General features: G+C 68.6%; 14 protein-coding genes. 12 read left to right on the top strand and 2 right to left on the bottom strand.

All coding sequences use genetic code 11. The features are described 5' to 3' along the window. The first annotated feature begins 2 nt into the window (after window positions 1–2). The 5 genes from estP (at window position 3) to VV867_RS08300 (ending at window position 4,795) form a co-directional block, all read left to right on the top strand. Entirely contained in the window at window positions 3–1,916 is a 1,914-nt protein-coding gene (gene estP / locus VV867_RS08320; protein WP_328566079.1) for an esterase EstP, read from the top strand. A 380-nt stretch (window positions 1,917–2,296) separates the two neighbouring features. Continuing rightward, a complete protein-coding gene (locus VV867_RS08315; protein WP_275628342.1) occupies window positions 2,297–3,307 on the top strand; it encodes a class 1 fructose-bisphosphatase in 1,011 nt (336 codons plus the stop codon). After that, window positions 3,307–3,915 (top strand): DUF924 family protein, encoded by a 609-nt coding sequence (locus VV867_RS08310; RefSeq protein ID WP_109936062.1) that lies wholly within the window; start codon window positions 3,307–3,309, stop codon window positions 3,913–3,915. The genes VV867_RS08315 and VV867_RS08310 overlap by 1 nt, the downstream gene beginning before the upstream one ends. Before the next feature lie 69 nt (window positions 3,916–3,984). Continuing rightward, window positions 3,985–4,239 (top strand): outer membrane protein assembly factor BamE domain-containing protein, encoded by a 255-nt coding sequence (gene bamE, locus VV867_RS08305; protein ID WP_109936063.1) that lies wholly within the window; start codon window positions 3,985–3,987, stop codon window positions 4,237–4,239. A 1-nt stretch (window position 4,240) separates the two neighbouring features. Next, on the top strand, window positions 4,241–4,795 hold the full coding sequence (locus VV867_RS08300) for a lipocalin family protein (RefSeq protein ID WP_328566078.1): 555 nt from the start codon (window positions 4,241–4,243) through the stop codon (window positions 4,793–4,795). 325 nt (window positions 4,796–5,120) lie between these two features. Here VV867_RS08300 and VV867_RS08295 read toward each other — a convergent pair whose 3' ends face one another. Further along, window positions 5,121–6,485, bottom strand: a complete 1,365-nt coding sequence (locus tag VV867_RS08295; protein ID WP_328566077.1) for a formimidoylglutamate deiminase — start codon at window positions 6,483–6,485, stop codon at window positions 5,121–5,123. Window positions 6,486–6,742: 257 nt separating this feature from the next. Here VV867_RS08295 and hutC point away from each other — a divergent pair, with 257 nt between their 5' ends. Further along, window positions 6,743–7,453, top strand: a complete 711-nt coding sequence (hutC, locus tag VV867_RS08290; RefSeq protein ID WP_089390049.1) for a histidine utilization repressor — start codon at window positions 6,743–6,745, stop codon at window positions 7,451–7,453. Next, window positions 7,450–8,040, top strand: a complete 591-nt coding sequence (locus VV867_RS08285; protein ID WP_328566076.1) for a HutD/Ves family protein — start codon at window positions 7,450–7,452, stop codon at window positions 8,038–8,040. The genes hutC and VV867_RS08285 overlap by 4 nt, the downstream gene beginning before the upstream one ends. Before the next feature lie 36 nt (window positions 8,041–8,076). Here the strand turns inward: VV867_RS08285 and hutH are convergent, their stop codons facing one another. Further along, window positions 8,077–9,606, bottom strand: a complete 1,530-nt coding sequence (gene hutH, locus VV867_RS08280) for a histidine ammonia-lyase (protein WP_089389856.1) — start codon at window positions 9,604–9,606, stop codon at window positions 8,077–8,079. Between the two features lie 534 nt (window positions 9,607–10,140). Here hutH and hutU point away from each other — a divergent pair. The 5 genes from hutU (at window position 10,141) to VV867_RS08255 (ending at window position 16,142) form a co-directional block, all read left to right on the top strand. Then, a complete protein-coding gene (hutU, locus tag VV867_RS08275; protein WP_328566075.1) occupies window positions 10,141–11,817 on the top strand; it encodes a urocanate hydratase in 1,677 nt (558 codons plus the stop codon). A 137-nt stretch (window positions 11,818–11,954) separates the two neighbouring features. Further along, window positions 11,955–13,370, top strand: a complete 1,416-nt coding sequence (locus VV867_RS08270) for a purine-cytosine permease family protein (protein WP_109936069.1) — start codon at window positions 11,955–11,957, stop codon at window positions 13,368–13,370. A 76-nt stretch (window positions 13,371–13,446) separates the two neighbouring features. Continuing rightward, on the top strand, window positions 13,447–14,415 hold the full coding sequence (locus VV867_RS08265) for an ABC transporter substrate-binding protein (protein ID WP_109936070.1): 969 nt from the start codon (window positions 13,447–13,449) through the stop codon (window positions 14,413–14,415). A gap of 60 nt (window positions 14,416–14,475) precedes the next feature. Beyond that, window positions 14,476–15,330: an ABC transporter permease gene (locus VV867_RS08260; protein ID WP_043313138.1), complete on the top strand. Its 855-nt coding sequence runs from the start codon at window positions 14,476–14,478 to the stop codon at window positions 15,328–15,330. Beyond that, a complete protein-coding gene (locus VV867_RS08255) occupies window positions 15,327–16,142 on the top strand; it encodes a quaternary amine ABC transporter ATP-binding protein (RefSeq protein WP_328566074.1) in 816 nt (271 codons plus the stop codon). Before VV867_RS08260 ends, VV867_RS08255 begins: the two co-directional genes overlap by 4 nt.

Below are 16,142 nucleotides of genomic sequence, written 5' to 3'. Positions count from 1 at the left end.
GTATGATCAAACAGGTGCTTTCCCCTCTGGCCGCCGCCTGCCTGCTCGGCATCGCCGGCCAAGCCCTAGCGTCCCCCTCCCCGTATTCGACCATGGTGGTGTTCGGCGACAGCCTCAGCGACGCCGGCCAGTTCCCCGATGCCGACGGCCCCGCCGGCGCCTCCACCCGCTTCACCAACCGCGTGGGCCCGACCTACCTCGACGGCAGCGGCGAGGTCTTCGGGCCCACCGCGGCAATGATCCTCGGCGGCAAGCTGGGCGTCGCCGCCGGCGACCTCGGGCCTTCCACCTCGCTGGTGAACGCCGCCGAAGGCCTGCCGGACGGCAACAACTGGGCGGTGGGGGGCTACCGCACCGACCAGATCTACAACTCCATCACCGCCGCGGGCGGTTCGGTGGTCAGCGCCAACGGCCAGACGCGCACCCGCGACGGCTACCTGGTCGGCCGCGTCGCCGACCCCAACGCGCTCTACTACCTCACCGGCGGCGGCAACGACTTCCTGCAGTTCCGTATCACCGACGATCCTTCCGCCCGCGCCGCCGCCGGGCGCCTGGTGGACAGCGCCCAGGCCTTGAGCCAGGCCGGCGCGCGTTACATCGTGGTCTGGCTGCTGCCCGACCTGGGCCTGACCCCGGCCACCAACGGCACTGTCCTGCAGAGCTTCGGCACCCAGCTCAGCGGCATCTTCAACGAGGAACTGGTGAGCCAGCTGGCCAGCAGCGGCGCCAACGTCATCCCGCTGAACATCCCGCTGATGCTCCAGGAAGTGCTCGCCGACCCCGGCGCCTACGGCCTGGCCACCGGGCAGAACCTGGTGGGGACCTGCTTCAGCGGCAACAGCTGCCCGGAAAACCCGATCTATGGCCGCCACGGCAGCAACCCCGACCCGACCAAGCTGATCTTCAACGACGGTGTGCACCCGACCATCGCCGGCCAGACGCTGATCGCCGACTACGCCTACTCGGTGCTGTCCGCGCCCTGGGAGGCCACCCTACTGCCGGAAATGGCTCACGGCACCCTGCGCGCCTACCAGGACGAGCTGCGCAGCCAGTGGCTGGCCGACTGGGAGAACTGGCAGGGCGTCGGCCAGTGGCGCGGCTTCGTCACCGGCGGCGGCCAGCACCTGGACTACGACGACCAGGACAGCGCCGCCAGCGGCGATGGCTTCGGCTACAACCTGAGCCTGGGCGGCAGCTACCGCATCGACGACGCCTGGCGCGCCGGCATCGCCGCCGGCTTCTACCGGCAGAAGCTGGAGGCCGGCGCCGAGGATTCCGATTACAAGCTCAACAGCTACCTGGGCAGCCTCTTCGTGCAATACCAGCAGGACCGCTGGTGGGGCGACGCCGCGGTGACCGGTGGCTACCTCGACTACGACGAGGCCAACCGCAAGTTCGCCATCGGCCCGCGCACCGTCGAGGAGAAGGGCGACACCAACGGCAACCTGCTCGCCTTCAGTGGCCGGATCGGCTACGACATCGCCCAGGGCGGCGAGGCCTGGCACCTGTCGCCCTTCGTCAGCGCCGACTGGGCGCGGGTGAAGGTGGATGGCTACGACGAGGGCAACGCTTCCACCTCGCTGTCGTTCGACGAGCAGAAGCGCTATTCCCGCCGCCTCGGCGCCGGCCTGCAGGGCAAGTACGCGCTCAGCGAGCAGACCCAACTGTTCGGCGAAGTGGCGGTGGAGCGTGAATACGCCGACGACACCCAGAACATCGGGATGGCCTTCACCAGCCTGCCAGCCAACGGCTTCACCCTGCAGGGCTACACCCCGCAGAGCCACCTGCAGCGCGCGACCCTGGGCTTCGCCCAGAAGCTGACCCCGGAACTCTCGCTGCGTGGCGGCTACAGCGCGCACCGCAGCGACGACGACCTGCAGCAGGGCATCAGCCTGGCCCTGAGCCTCGATTTCTGAAGCGGCGTCCGGAGGCGCGACTGTCTTGCAGGCGAGGTGCTCTTCGTAGGATGGGTTGAGCGAAACCCATGCGGCCGTGGCGATGGGTATCGCTTCGCTCAACCCATCCTACGACGGCGTTCCTGCTCCTTGTATGGCTTGCTCGCGAACCTGCTCCGCTGCGGACCATTCGCGAGCAAGCTCGCGCCTACGAAAGCCCCCGTGGGCTGCCCTCGACCACCGGGGCGCCCATGGCAGCGACTGACGGCCGCAGCACAGAGGGAACCGACCACCGGCGGCGCGCTCCAAGCTCAGGACGGACGCGCCGCACGGGAGGCGGCGCGGTCGATTCCACGCTAGAATGCGCGCAGTTTTTTCCTACCTCTCCCCGGAGTCCTTCCATGTCCCGCGTTACCCTCAGCCGCTACCTCATCGAGCAGACCCGCAGCCACAACACTCCGGCCGACCTGCGCTTCCTCATCGAGGTGGTGGCGCGTGCATGCAAGGAGATCAGCCATGCCGTGTCCAAGGGCGCCCTGGGCGGCGTGCTGGGCAGCATGGGCACCGAGAACGTGCAGGGCGAGGTGCAGAAGAAGCTGGACGTGATGTCCAACGAAATCCTCCTGGAGGCCAACGAGTGGGGCGGCCACCTGGCCGGCATGGCCTCCGAGGAAATGGACAACGCCTACCAGATCCCCGGCAAGTACCCCAAGGGCGCGTACCTGCTGGTGTTCGACCCGCTGGACGGCTCCAGCAACATCGACGTCAACGTCTCGGTCGGCACCATCTTCTCGGTGCTGCGCTGCCCCGAGCAGCACCTGAGCCAGAACGACAGCCTCAACGAGCAGGCCTTCCTCCAGCCGGGCACCAGGCAGGTCGCCGCCGGCTACGCCATCTACGGCCCGCAGACCATGCTGATGCTGACCCTCGGCGACGGCGTCAAGGGCTTCACCCTGGACCGCGAGCTGGGCAGCTTCGTGCTCACCCACGACAACATCTGCGTGCCGGAAAGCACCGCCGAGTTCGCCATCAACATGTCCAACCAGCGCCACTGGGAAGCCCCGGTGCAGCGCTACGTCAGCGAACTGCTGGCCGGCAAGGAAGGCCCGCTGGGCAAGAACTACAACATGCGCTGGATCGCCTCCATGGTGGCCGACGTGCACCGCATCCTCACCCGCGGCGGCATCTTCATGTACCCGCGCGACGCCCGTGAGCCGGAGAAGCCCGGCAAGCTGCGGCTGATGTACGAGGCCAACCCGATGTCCTTCATCATCGAGCAGGCCGGCGGCGCCGCCACCAACGGCACCCAGCGCATCCTCGACATCCAGCCGGAGTCGCTGCACCAGCGCGTGGCCGTGTTCCTCGGTTCGAAGGAAGAGGTCGAACGCGTCACCGGCTACCACCAGGCCTGATGAGCGCGCTACCCGCCTGGCAGGCGTTGCTCGACTGGTGGTTCGGCGACGCCCTGCGCGCCAGCGACGTCGCCGCCCAGCGCAACGGCCTTTGGTTCGGCAAGAGCGCCTGCGAGGACACGGCCTCGGACAACCGTTTCGGCGGCCTGGTGCGCCAGGCCCTGGATGGCGCTCTGGCCGACTGGGCCGGCTCGGCCCAGGGCTGGCTGGCGCTGATCCTGCTGCTGGACCAGCTGCCGCGGATGATCTTCCGCGACACGCCGCGCGCCTATGCCGGCGATGCCCGCGCCCAGGCGCTGGTGCGCCGTGGCCTTGCAGCCGGGCTGGACCGCCAGCTGCAGCCGATCGAGCGGGTCTTCGTCTACCTGGTGCTGGAGCATGCCGAGGACCTGGCACAGCAGGAACAGGCCGTGGCTGCCTTCGCCGCGCTGCACGAACAGGCCGATGAGGTGGACAAGGCGCTGTTCGCCGACTTCCTGGACTACGCCGAGCGTCACCGCGAGGTGGTCGCGCGCTTCGGCCGCTTCCCCCACCGCAATGCCATCCTTGGCCGCGAGTCCAGCGCCGGGGAAGTCGCCTTCCTCAAGGAACCCGGCTCGCGTTTCTGACTCCAACGGTGCGTTTCGCGTGGCCTGTGCCACGCTTGTCCAACGGACCATCCGACAATGGAGTTGCCCATGTCCTTCCGCCGTATCGCCCTGATCGCCGTCTGCATCGCCATGGCCGCCTGCAGCAAGCTCAACCAGGAGAACTACTCCAAGCTCAAGCCCGGCATGGCCAAGGCGGAGGTGGAGGCCCTGCTCGGCAAGCCCACCGAGTGCTCCGGCGCGCTGGGCGTGTCCAGCTGCACCTGGGGCGACGACAAGACCTTCATCAGCGTGCAGTACGCCGGCGACAAGGTGCTGATGTTCTCCGGCCAGGGGCTCAAGTGAGATGAACGCCGCGCTGCGGGTGCTCGCGGCGCTGCTCGCGCTGGGCGGCGTTGCCGGGCATGCCGAGGAGCGGCCGCAGACCATGCAGGTCGACCCGCAGCGCTACGCGGGCACCTGGTACGAGCTGGCGCGCAAGCCGATGTTCTTCCAGCGCGCCTGCCTGCAGTCCGAGGCCCACTACCGCGTGCGCGCCGACGGCAGCATCGGCCTGCTCAACCGCTGCCGCACCGCCGATGGCAGCTGGAAGCAGGTGACCGGCACGGCCACCCCGCAGGTGCCGGGCAGCACCGATGCCTTCTGGGTGCACTTCGACAACTGGGCGTCGCGCCTGCTCCCCGGCGTGGTGCGCGGCGACTACCGGGTGATCTACGTCGACGCGGACTACCAGACCGCCCTGGTCGGCAACCGCGACCGCGACCACCTGTGGCTGCTGGCGCGGCAGACCAGCCTGTCCGAGGCGACGTTGCGCCGCCTGCTGGCCGAGGCCAACCGCAATGGCTACGACACCAGCGATCTGATCTGGCGGAGCAAGGATAGTGCGATAGCGGGGAATTGAGGGATGGATGTTTTGTGGGGGGTGGTGTCTGCCGGTAACGTAGGCGCGCTACTTGACCTCCGCTCCCTCTCCCCAGCCCTCTCCCTGAAGGGAGAGGGGGCTAGTCCGTGCCGAGAGAGATGAGGGTTTCAGCTGGAAACCGTTGGAGCTGCCGGCTAACGCCAGAATACCGGACCCTGCCCAACGGTCCCCTCTCCCTTCAGGGAGAGGGTTAGGGAGAGGGAAAAGGGGTTGCCCCGGAGATGAATCTGCCGGCAAACGCCATTCGCAATCAACAAAAGCCAGGCGTAGGGCGAATAACGCCCCGCGTTATCCGCCGTCTGGCCTATGCCAACAACTCCCGCAACACCCCCGCGAACTCCCCGGCACTGCGCTCTTCCAGCGCATGCCGGCGCTCCCGCACCACCCACTGCCCGTTGACCATTACGTCGCGCACCTGGCGGTCGCCGCCGGCGAACAGCCAGCGGTTGAGCAGGGTGTCGGGGGTGGCGGTGGCCAGGTAGGGGTCGTTGCCGTCGAGCACCAGCAGGTCGGCGCGGCGGCCCGCGGCCAGTTCGCCCACCGGTTGGCCCAGGGCCTGGGCGCCGCCTTTCAATGCCGCTTCGTAGAGCGTCTGGCCGACGTTGGGCTGGTCGCCGCGGTACAGGCGGTTGCGCTTCTGGTCGCGCAGGCGCTGGCCGTATTCCAGCCAGCGCAGTTCCTCCACCACGCTCAGCGACACGTGGCTGTCGGAGCCGATGCCCAGGCGCCCGCCGCGGGCCAGGTAGTCCACCGCCGGGAAGATGCCGTCGCCCAGGTTGGCCTCGGTGGTCAGGCACAGGCCGGCCACCGCGCCGCTGGCGGCCATGGCGGCGACCTCGTCGGGCTCGGCGTGGGTGGCGTGGACCAGGCACCAGCGGCCGTCTACCTCGATGTTGTCGTACAGCCACTGCAACGGCCGGCGCTTCGACCAGGCCAGGCAGTCGTCGACTTCCTTCCGCTGCTCGGCGATGTGGATGTGGATGGGGCTTTCGCTGCTGTCGGACTCCAGCACCTCGGTGATCTGCTGCGGCGTCACCGCGCGCAGCGAGTGGAAGCACAGGCCGACGCGCTGCGCCGGTTGCGCCGTCAGGCGTGGCTGCAGGCCGTGGATCAGTTCGAGGTAGGCGTCGGTGCCGTTGATGAAGCGGCGCTGGCCCTCGCTGGGCGCCTGGCCGCCGAAGCCGGAATGGCTGTAGAGCACCGGCAGCAGGGTCAGGCCGATGCCGGCCTCGCGCGCGGCCTGGCTGATGCGCAGCGCCAGCTCGGCCGGCTCGGCGTAGCGCTGGCCGCCCTGGTCATGGTGCACGTAGTGGAATTCGGCGACGCCGGTGTAGCCGGCCTTGAGCATCTCGATGTACAGCTGGCGGGCGACCACCTGCAGCTGTTCCGGGGTGATGCGGCCGACCAGGCGGTACATCAGCTCGCGCCAGGTCCAGAAGCTGTCGTTGGGGTTGCCGGCCACCTCGGCCAGCCCCGCCATGGCGCGCTGGAAGGCGTGCGAGTGCAGGTTGGGCATGCCCGGCAGCACCGGCCCGTGCAGGCGCTCGGCGCCCTCGCCGGTGGCGTTGGCCTCGACCCGGGCCAGCAGGCCGTCGGCGGAAACCTCGAAACGGACATCGCGCGCCCAGCCGCTGGGGAGCAGGGCGCGTTCGGCGAACAGGGCAGGCATGCTGGGGTCCTCGCAGGGCTCTTCGAATTTGTATATACATATACAGACGTTTAGGATGGCCGTAAACTACGAGACGCGCCCGGCGGTCGCCACGGGGCTTGTATGCACCGGTCGATTCCGGTACATGCCGGAGGACAAGAGCGCATCGCGCCGCTGCCTTCCCGCCACTGCCCACCGTCGCCACGACAAGGAGTACTCCCGTGCCCGCATCGTCCACGCCCACCCCGCCCGCGGAGGGCTCCTCGCTGGCCTCGCAGATGGGCGAGCTGCCCGCCCCGCTGTACGCGCGGGTGAAGCAGATGATCGTCCAGCAGATCCAGTCCGGCGCCTGGCCGCCGCACCACCGGGTACCCTCCGAAAGCGAACTGGTCAGCGAGCTGGGCGTCAGCCGCATGACCATCAACCGCGCGCTGCGCGAGCTGACCAACGACGGCCTGCTGGTGCGCATGCAGGGCGTGGGCACCTTCGTCGCCGAGCCCAAGGGCCAGTCGGCGCTGTTCCAGGTGCAGAACATAGCCGAGGAAATCGAAGCCCGCGGCCACCGCCACCATTGCGTGGTGGTGCGCCTGGAGGAGGAGAAGGCCAGCGCCGAGCGTGCCCTGGCGCTGGACGTGCGCGAGGGCCAGCGGGTGTTCCATTCGCTGATCGTGCACTACGAGAACGACGTGCCGGTGCAGATCGAGGACCGCTACGTCAACGCCGCGGTGGCCCCGGACTACCTCAGGCAGGATTTCTCCGGGCAGACGCCCTTCGCCTACCTCACCCAGGTGGCGCCGCTCAGCGAGGGCGAGCACGTGGTCGAGGCGGTGCTGCCCGGCCCCGAGGACTGCAGGCTGCTGAACATCGACCGCCACGAGCCCTGCCTGCTGATCCGCCGGCGCACCTGGTCGGGGCGCAACACCGTGACCAGCGCGCGCCTGCTCTACCCGGGCTCGCGCTACCGCCTGGAAGGACGCTTCTCGTCATGAACCACCGCCTGTTGCGGGCCGCCGACTACCCGGTGATGCCCTGGAAGAACGGCGCGGGCAGCACCCGCGAAATCCTCCGCGACGCCGGCGACGGCCTGGAGGGCTTCGGCTGGCGCCTGTCCATCGCCGACGTCGGCGCGCCGGGGCCATTCTCCGCCTTCGCCGGCTACCAGCGGGTGATCACCGTGCTGGAAGGCCAGGGCATGCGCCTGACCGTGGACGGCGTGCCGTCCCGCGAGCTGCGCGCCCTGGATGCCTTCGCCTTCGATGGCGCCAGCGCGGTGAACTGCGAGCTGCTCGGCGGCGCCATCCGCGACTTCAACCTGATCTACTCGCCCGCGCGCTACCGCGCGCGCCTGCAGTGGCTGCGGGTGCAGGGCGAGCTGGCGCTGTTCGGCAGTGCCGCCACGGTCCTGCTGTTCAATGCCGGTGAGGCTGCCGTGGCCCTGCGCCGCGATGGCCAGGCCCTGGGCAGCCTGGCGCGCCAGGACTGCCTGCAGGTGGAAAACGATGGCTGCCTGGCCGAGTACCGCCTGGCGTCCGCCGGCGCGGCGGACGTCTGCCTGATCGAGCTCGAGCCGCGCTGAAACCGGCGCCCGCCGTTGCGGCGGGCGCCTCCTTCTTCAGCCGTACAGGCGCGAGTAGTCCAGCCAGCGGCTGAGCGCGCCTTCCTCCACCCAGGCGCGGGCCGCGGCTATGTCCGGGGCGAAGTAGCGGTCCTGGTCGTAGGCCGGCACCTGGGCGCGGATCATCTTCAGCACTTCCTGCAACTGTGGCGAGCTCTGCAGCGGCGCGTGGAACTCCACGCCCTGGGCGGCGGCCAGCAGTTCGATGGCGACCACCGCGGAACTGTTGCCGGCCATGTCCTGCAGGCGGCGGGCGGCGAAGGTGGCCATGGACACGTGGTCTTCCTGGTTGGCCGAGGTCGGCAGGCTGTCCACCGAGGCCGGGTGGGCCAGGGTCTTGTTCTCCGAGGCCAGGGCCGCCGAGGTCACCTGGGCGATCATGAAGCCGGAGTTCAGGCCGCCTTCCTTGACCAGGAACGCCGGCAGGCCGGACAGCGCCGGGTCCACCAGCTGGGCGATGCGCCGTTCCGACAGCGCGCCGATCTCGGCGATGGCCAGGGCCAGCACGTCGGCGGCCATGGCCACCGGCTCGGCGTGGAAGTTGCCGCCGGAGAGCACGTCGCCGTCGGCGCTGAACACCAGCGGGTTGTCCGACACCGCGTTGGCCTCGCGCAGGAACACCCCGGCGGCGAAGCGCAGGTGGTCGAGGCAGGCGCCCATCACCTGGGGCTGGCAGCGCAGGGAGTAAGGGTCCTGCACGCGCTTGCAGTCGATGTGCGACTGGTTGATCGCGCTGTCGTGCAGCAGCTCGCGGTAGAAGGCCGCCACGTCGATCTGCCCGGGCTGGCCGCGGACCGCCTGGATGCGCGCGTCGAAGGGCACGTAGGAGCCCTTGAGCGCCTCCACCGTCAGGCTGCCGGCGACCACCGCCGAAACGAACAGCTTCTCCGCCGCGAACAGCCCGCGCAGGGCCAGGGCGGTGGACACCTGGGTGCCGTTGATCAGCGCCAGGCCTTCCTTGGGCCCCAGCACCAGCGGCTGGCAGCCGGCGATGGCCAGGCCCTCGCTGGCCTCCATGACGCGGCCCTGGTGGCGCACCTGGCCGACGCCGATGAGCGTCGAGGACATGTGCGCCAGCGGCGCCAGGTCGCCGGAGGCGCCCACCGAGCCCTGGGACGGGATGCACGGGTAGACGCGCGCCTGGTAGAGCTTGAGCAGGGTGTCGATCACCGCCATGCCCACGCCGGAGAAGCCGCGGGCCAGGGAGCCGATCTTCAGCGCCATGATCAGCGCCACGCTGGCGTCGTCCAGCAGCGGGCCGGTGCCGGTGCAATGCGAGAGGATCAGGTTGCGCTGCAGGGTGACCAGCGAATCCTCGGGGATGGAGGTGCGCGCCAGCAGGCCGAAGCCGGTGTTGATGCCATACACGGTGCGCTGGTTGGCGATGATCTGGCTGACCGTGCGGGCGCTGTTCTCGATGTTCGCGCGGCAGGCTTCATCCAGTTGCAGCGCGGGTTGCCGCTGGTGGATGGCGCGCAGTTGGTCGAGGGAAAACTGGCCGGGGGTGATCTGCAGGGTTTCGGACATGACGGCTCCCGTGTTCCGGAGTGTTACCGCGCTCGGCGGCGAGACTATCTATTCCTGTATATACAAGTATGAGCAATAAGCGAGCCAGCCCGCCCGGCCGACGGGCGGCGGCGCCAGCCTCTGCGAGAGGGCCGGGCGGAACGTCCTCGGCCGGGGAATAAGGAAGGGCGCCGGCAGCCCCCGGAAATGAGGCGAGCTGTAACGGCCAGGCGTTACCGAATGCTACGAAATGGAGCAGCCGATCACCGTTCTGGTGCAGTCGTTCGCCTGGCGCGGCGGCCTTGCCGGCCGTGCGCGATGCGCTGGGTTATTCGGTTAATTCTTTTTAAATCAATTGCTTGAGATTTTTTCTCGCCACGCCAAGAGCGCCCGGCGGGGGACTTGGCCTTTCCTTTGCTTATACTTGTATGTACAAGCATATACGTGATGGGAGGCGCCGCTTCCTGCACCGATGCCCACCCCGAATCCCGTTGCCGGAAGCCGAGCGCACCGGCTTTCGCATCCGAGCCCAAGACTGCCTTGAAGGAGCCTGCCGTGACCGAATCCAGTAAATTCCGCGACGTCGAAATCCGCGCCCCGCGCGGCACCCAGCTGAACGCCAAGAGCTGGCTGACCGAAGCGCCGCTGCGCATGCTGATGAACAACCTCGACCCGGAAGTCGCGGAGAACCCCAAGGAACTGGTGGTGTACGGCGGCATCGGCCGCGCCGCGCGCAACTGGGAGTGCTACGACAGGATCGTCGCCACCCTCAAGGAACTGAACGACGACGAGACCCTGCTGGTGCAGTCCGGCAAGCCGGTGGGCGTGTTCAAGACCCACGCCAACGCCCCGCGCGTGCTGATCGCCAACTCCAACCTGGTGCCGCACTGGGCCACCTGGGAACACTTCAACGAGCTGGACGCCAAGGGCCTGGCCATGTACGGCCAGATGACCGCCGGCTCGTGGATCTACATCGGCAGCCAGGGCATCGTCCAGGGCACCTACGAAACCTTCGTCGAGGCCGGCCGCCAGCACTACGCCGGCAACCTCAAGGGCCGCTGGGTGCTGACCGCGGGCCTGGGCGGCATGGGCGGCGCCCAGCCGCTGGCGGCCACCCTGGCCGGCGCCTGCTCGCTGAACATCGAGTGCCAGCAGAGCCGCATCGACTTCCGCCTGAAGACCCGCTACGTCGACGAACAGGCCAAGGACCTGGACGACGCCCTGGCGCGCATCGCCAGGTACACCGCCGAGGGCAAGGCCATCTCCATCGCCCTGCACGGCAACGCCGCCGAGATCCTTCCGGAGCTGGTGCGCCGCGGCGTGCGCCCGGACATGGTCACCGACCAGACCAGCGCCCACGACCCGCTCAACGGCTACCTGCCGATCGGCTGGACCTGGGAGCAGTACCGCGACCGCGCGCAGACCGAGCCGGCCGCGGTGGTGAAGGCCGCCAAGCAGTCCATGGCCGTGCACGTGGAGGCCATGCTGGCGTTCCAGAAGCAGGGCGTGCCGACCTTCGACTATGGCAACAACATCCGCCAGATGGCCAAGGAAGAGGGCGTGGCCAACGCCTTCGACTTCCCCGGCTTCGTCCCGGCCTACATCCGCCCGCTGTTCTGCCGCGGCATCGGCCCGTTCCGCTGGGCCGCGCTGTCGGGCGACGCCGAGGACATCTACAAGACCGACGCCAAGGTCAAGGAGCTGATCCCCGACGACGCCCACCTGCACCGCTGGCTGGACATGGCCAGGGAGCGCATCAGCTTCCAGGGCCTGCCGGCGCGCATCTGCTGGGTCGGCCTGGGCCAGCGCGCCAAGCTCGGCCTGGCGTTCAACGAGATGGTCCGCAGCGGCGAGCTGAAGGCGCCGATCGTGATCGGCCGCGACCACCTGGACTCCGGCTCGGTCTCCAGCCCCAACCGCGAGACCGAAGCCATGCAGGACGGTTCCGACGCCGTCTCCGACTGGCCGCTGCTCAACGCCCTGCTGAACACCGCCAGCGGCGCCACCTGGGTTTCGCTGCACCACGGCGGCGGCGTGGGCATGGGCTTCTCCCAGCACTCGGGGATGGTGATCGTCTGCGACGGCACCGACGAGGCCGCCGCGCGCATCGCCCGCGTGCTGACCAACGACCCGGGCACCGGCGTGATGCGCCATGCCGACGCTGGCTACCAGATCGCCATCGACTGCGCCAAGGAGCAGGGCCTGAACCTGCCGATGATCACCGGCAAGTGAGGAACGGGGGCGGCGCCGCCGCCCCGGGCCAGGGAGGAACCGCCGCGCGGGTGGGGGCGCGGCGGTCGGGCCGAGCGCAATCCGTCCTCTGACACTACAAGAACCCCGGCCCGGCGCCGGGGTGGAGAAGAAAAGCGATGTCCCAGGCCAGCGACAGTTCCAGCAAGCCGCTGATCGAGCGCCGCTCGATCAACTACATCCCCGAGGCCGAGCGCCACGGCAAGCTCTACAGCCAGTTCACCCTGTGGCTGGGCGCCAACCTGCAGATCACCGCCATCGTCACCGGGGCCCTGGCCGTGGTGCTGGGCGGCGACGTGTTCTGGTCGCTGGTCGGCCTGCTCATCGGCCAGCTGCTCGGTGGCACGGTCATGGCCCTGCACGCCGCCCAGGGGCCCAAGCTGGGCCTGCCGCAGATGATCTCCAGCCGCGTGCAGTTCGGCGTCTACGGCGCGGCCATCCCGATCGTGCTGGTGTGCCTGATGTACCTGGGCTTCACCGCCACCGGCACGGTGCTTTCCGGGCAGGCGCTGGGCCAGCTGTTCGGCGTCAGCGACAGCGTCGGCATCCTGATCTTCGCCAGCGTCATCGTCCTGGTCACCGTGCTCGGCTACCGGGTGATCCACTACATCGGCCGCATCGCCAGCGTCGTCGGGGTGATCGCCTTCTTCTACCTGTTCAGCCGCCTGATGAGCCAGACCGACGTCGGCGCGCTGCTGCAGATCCGCCACTTCAGCTGGAGCAGCTTCCTGCTCGCGGTGTCCCTGGCGGCCTCCTGGCAGATCGCCTTCGGCCCCTACGTGGCCGACTACTCGCGCTACCTGCCCGGCGCCACCTCGTCGGTGAAGACCTTCCTCGCCGTCGGCGCCGGCTCGGTGATCGGCTCGCAGGTGGCGATGACCCTCGGGGTGTTCGCCGCGGCCATGGCCGATGGCCAGTTCGCCGGCCGCGAAGTGGCCTACATCGTCGGCCTGAGCGGCAGCGGCGCCGCCGCCGCGCTGCTGTACTTCAGCATCGCCTTCGGCAAGGTGACCATCTCCACGCTGAACTCCTACGGCAGCTTCATGTGCATCGCCACCATCATCAGCGGCTTCCGTGGCCACCTGGAGGTGAGCCGCCTGCAGCGCCTGGTGTTCGTGCTGGTGATCGTCGGCACCGCCACCCTGATCGCGCTGCTGGGCCAGCATTCGTTCCTCGGCGCGTTCAAGTCCTTCATCCTGTTCCTGCTGGCCTTCTTCACCCCGTGGAGCGCGGTCAACCTGGTGGACTACTACCTGATCACCCGTGAGCGCTACGACGTGCCGGCCCTGGCCGACCCCGACGGCCGCTACGGCCGCTGGAACCTGCCGGGGATCAGCGTGTACGTGGTCGGCGTGCTGGTTCAGCTACCGTTCATCTCCACCAAGTTCTACACCGGCCCGCTGGTGGATTACCTGGGCGGCGTGGACATCTCCTGGATCATCGGCCTGGTGGTGCCCGCCGTCCTCTATTACCTGGTCGCCCGGCACAGCCGCCGGGCGGTGCCGGACCGGCTGATCCTGCCGGCCCGTACCTGAACCGGCCCGGCCGCGCCCGGCCAGCGGCGCGGCCCCTTGCACTGCCGAACCTCATTTTCCCGTTTAGGAGCATCAGATGAACAATTCCAAGAAGACGCTGCTGGGCCTGATCCTTTCCGCCGGCTTGCTGGGCTCGATGGCCCAGGCCCAGGCGGCGGGCTGGTGCGAGAGCGGCAAGCCGGTGAAGTTCGCCGGGCTGAACTGGGAGAGCGGCATGCTGCTCACCGACCTCATGCAGTTCATCCTCAAGAACGGCTACGGCTGCAGCACCGACAGCCTGCCGGGCAACTCCATCACCATGGAGCAGGCCCTGGCCAACAACGACATCCAGATCTTCAGCGAGGAATGGATCGGCCGCAGCGACGCCTGGAACAAGGCCGCCGCCGCCAACAAGGTGGTCGGCGTGGGCGCGCCCATCGTCGGCGCCACCGAGGGCTGGTACGTGCCGCGCTTCGTGATCGAGGGCGACAAGGCCCGCGGCATCGAGGCCAAGGCGCCGAACCTCAAGGCGGTCACCGACCTGGGCCAGTACGCCGAGCTGTTCCGCGACCCGGAGGAGCCGGGCAAGGGCCGCTTCTACAACTGCCCGGCCGGCTGGACCTGCGAGCTGGAGAACTCCGAGATGCTCAAGAAGTACGGCCTGGAGGACAAGTACACCAACTTCCGCCCCGGCACCGGCCCGGCGCTGGATGCCGCGGTGCTGTCCAGCTACAAGCGCAAGGAGCCGATCCTCTTCTACTACTGGTCGCCGACGCCGCTGATGGGCCAGGCCGACCTGGTCAAGCTGGACGAGCCGGGGGTGAACAAGGACGTGAAGATCCAGGTCGGCCTGTCGCGCAGCTTCCACGACGAGGCCCCGGAGCTGGTCGCGGTGCTGGAGAAGGTCAACCTGCCCATCGACCTGCTGAACCAGAACCTGGCGAAGATGGCCAAGGAGAAGCTGTCGTCCGAACAACTGGCCAAGGCTTTCCTCAAGGAGCACCCTGAGGTGTGGAGCGCCTGGGTCAGCGAGGACGCCGCGAAGAAGATCCAGGCCGCGCTCTGACGCCGCCGGGCCGGGGGAGCCCGCTCCCCCGGCGATGCCCAACCCTTGCGAGTAAGCGCCATGTTCCCTGAACGCTTCACCTTCTCCATCGCCGACGTGGTCAACGGCTGGGTCGACGCCCTGGTGACCAACTACGGCGACGTCTTCCGGCACATTTCCGACACCCTGCTGTGGGCCATCGTCAACCTCGAGAGCCTGCTGCGCGCCACGCCCTGGTGGCTGATGCTGGCGATCGTCGCCGGCATCGCCTGGCACGCCACGCGGCGCCTGGTGCCGACCCTGGTGATCACCGGCCTGCTGTTCCTGGTCGGCGCGGTGGGCCTGTGGGACAAGCTCATGCAGACCCTGGCGCTGATGATGGTGGCCACGATCATCTCGGTGCTGATCGGCATCCCCCTGGGCATCCTCGCCGCGCGCAGCGACCGCCTGCGCGCCATCCTGCTGCCGCTGCTGGACATCATGCAGACCATGCCCAGCTTCGTGTACCTGATCCCGGTGCTGATGCTGTTCGGCCTGGGCAAGGTGCCGGCGATCTTCGCCACCGTGATCTACGCCGCGCCGCCGCTGATCCGCCTCACCGACCTGGGCATCCGCCAGGTCGACCGCGAGGTCATGGAGGCGGTCACCGCCTTCGGCGCCAACCGCCGCCAGCAGCTGTTCGGCGTGCAGCTGCCGCTGGCCCTGCCGAGCATCATGGCCGGCATCAACCAGACCACCATGATGGCCCTGTCGATGGTGGTGATCGCCTCGATGATCGGCGCCCGCGGCCTGGGCGAGGACGTGCTGGTGGGCATCCAGACCCTCAACGTCGGCAAGGGCCTGGAGGCCGGCCTTGCGATCGTCATCCTCGCCGTGGTCATCGACCGCATCACCCAGGCCTACGGCCGCTCGCGTCACCACGAGGCCAGCAAATGAGCAAGATCCAGGTCAAGAACGTCTACAAGATCTTCGGTGCCCGCGCCGACGCCGCGCTGGCGATGATCCGCCAGGGCAAGAGCAAGGCCGAGGTGCTGGCCGCCACCGACTGCGTGGTCGGGGTGAACGACCTGTCGCTGTCCATCGAGGCCGGTGAAATCTTCGTCATCATGGGCCTGTCCGGCTCCGGAAAGTCGACCCTGGTGCGCCACTTCAACCGCCTGATCGACCCCACCAGCGGCGAGATACTGGTCGACGGCGAGGACATCCTGCGCTACGACGCGCGCCAGCTGGAGGACTTCCGCCGGCGCAAGATCAGCATGGTGTTCCAGAGCTTCGGCCTGCTGCCGCACAAGAGTGTGCTGGACAACGTCGCCTACGGCCTGAAGGTCCGTGGCGAGAACAAGGCGCTGTGCCAGGAGCGGGCGCTGCAATGGATCGCCACCGTGGGCCTGAAGGGCTACGAGAAGTCCTACCCGCACCAGCTCTCCGGCGGCATGCGCCAGCGCGTCGGCCTGGCCCGGGCGCTGGCCGCGGACACCGACATCATCCTCATGGACGAAGCCTTCAGCGCCCTCGACCCGCTGATCCGCGCGGACATGCAGGACCAGTTGCTGGAGCTGCAGAAGACCCTGCACAAGACCATCGTCTTCATCACCCACGACCTGGATGAAGCGGTGCGCATCGGCAACCGCATCGCCATCCTCAAGGACGGCCAGCTGATCCAGGTCGGCGCGCCGCGGGAAATCCTCCACCAGCCGGCCGACGAGTACGTCGACCGCTTCGTCCAGCGCCGCGTGGCCAACCTGTAG

The organism is Pseudomonas sp. JH-2 (genome assembly GCF_036231725.1).
Lineage (GTDB): Bacteria > Pseudomonadota > Gammaproteobacteria > Pseudomonadales > Pseudomonadaceae > Pseudomonas > Pseudomonas delhiensis.
Note: the sequence above shows the minus strand (reverse complement) of the source record. Positions and strands in the feature narration are given on the sequence as shown.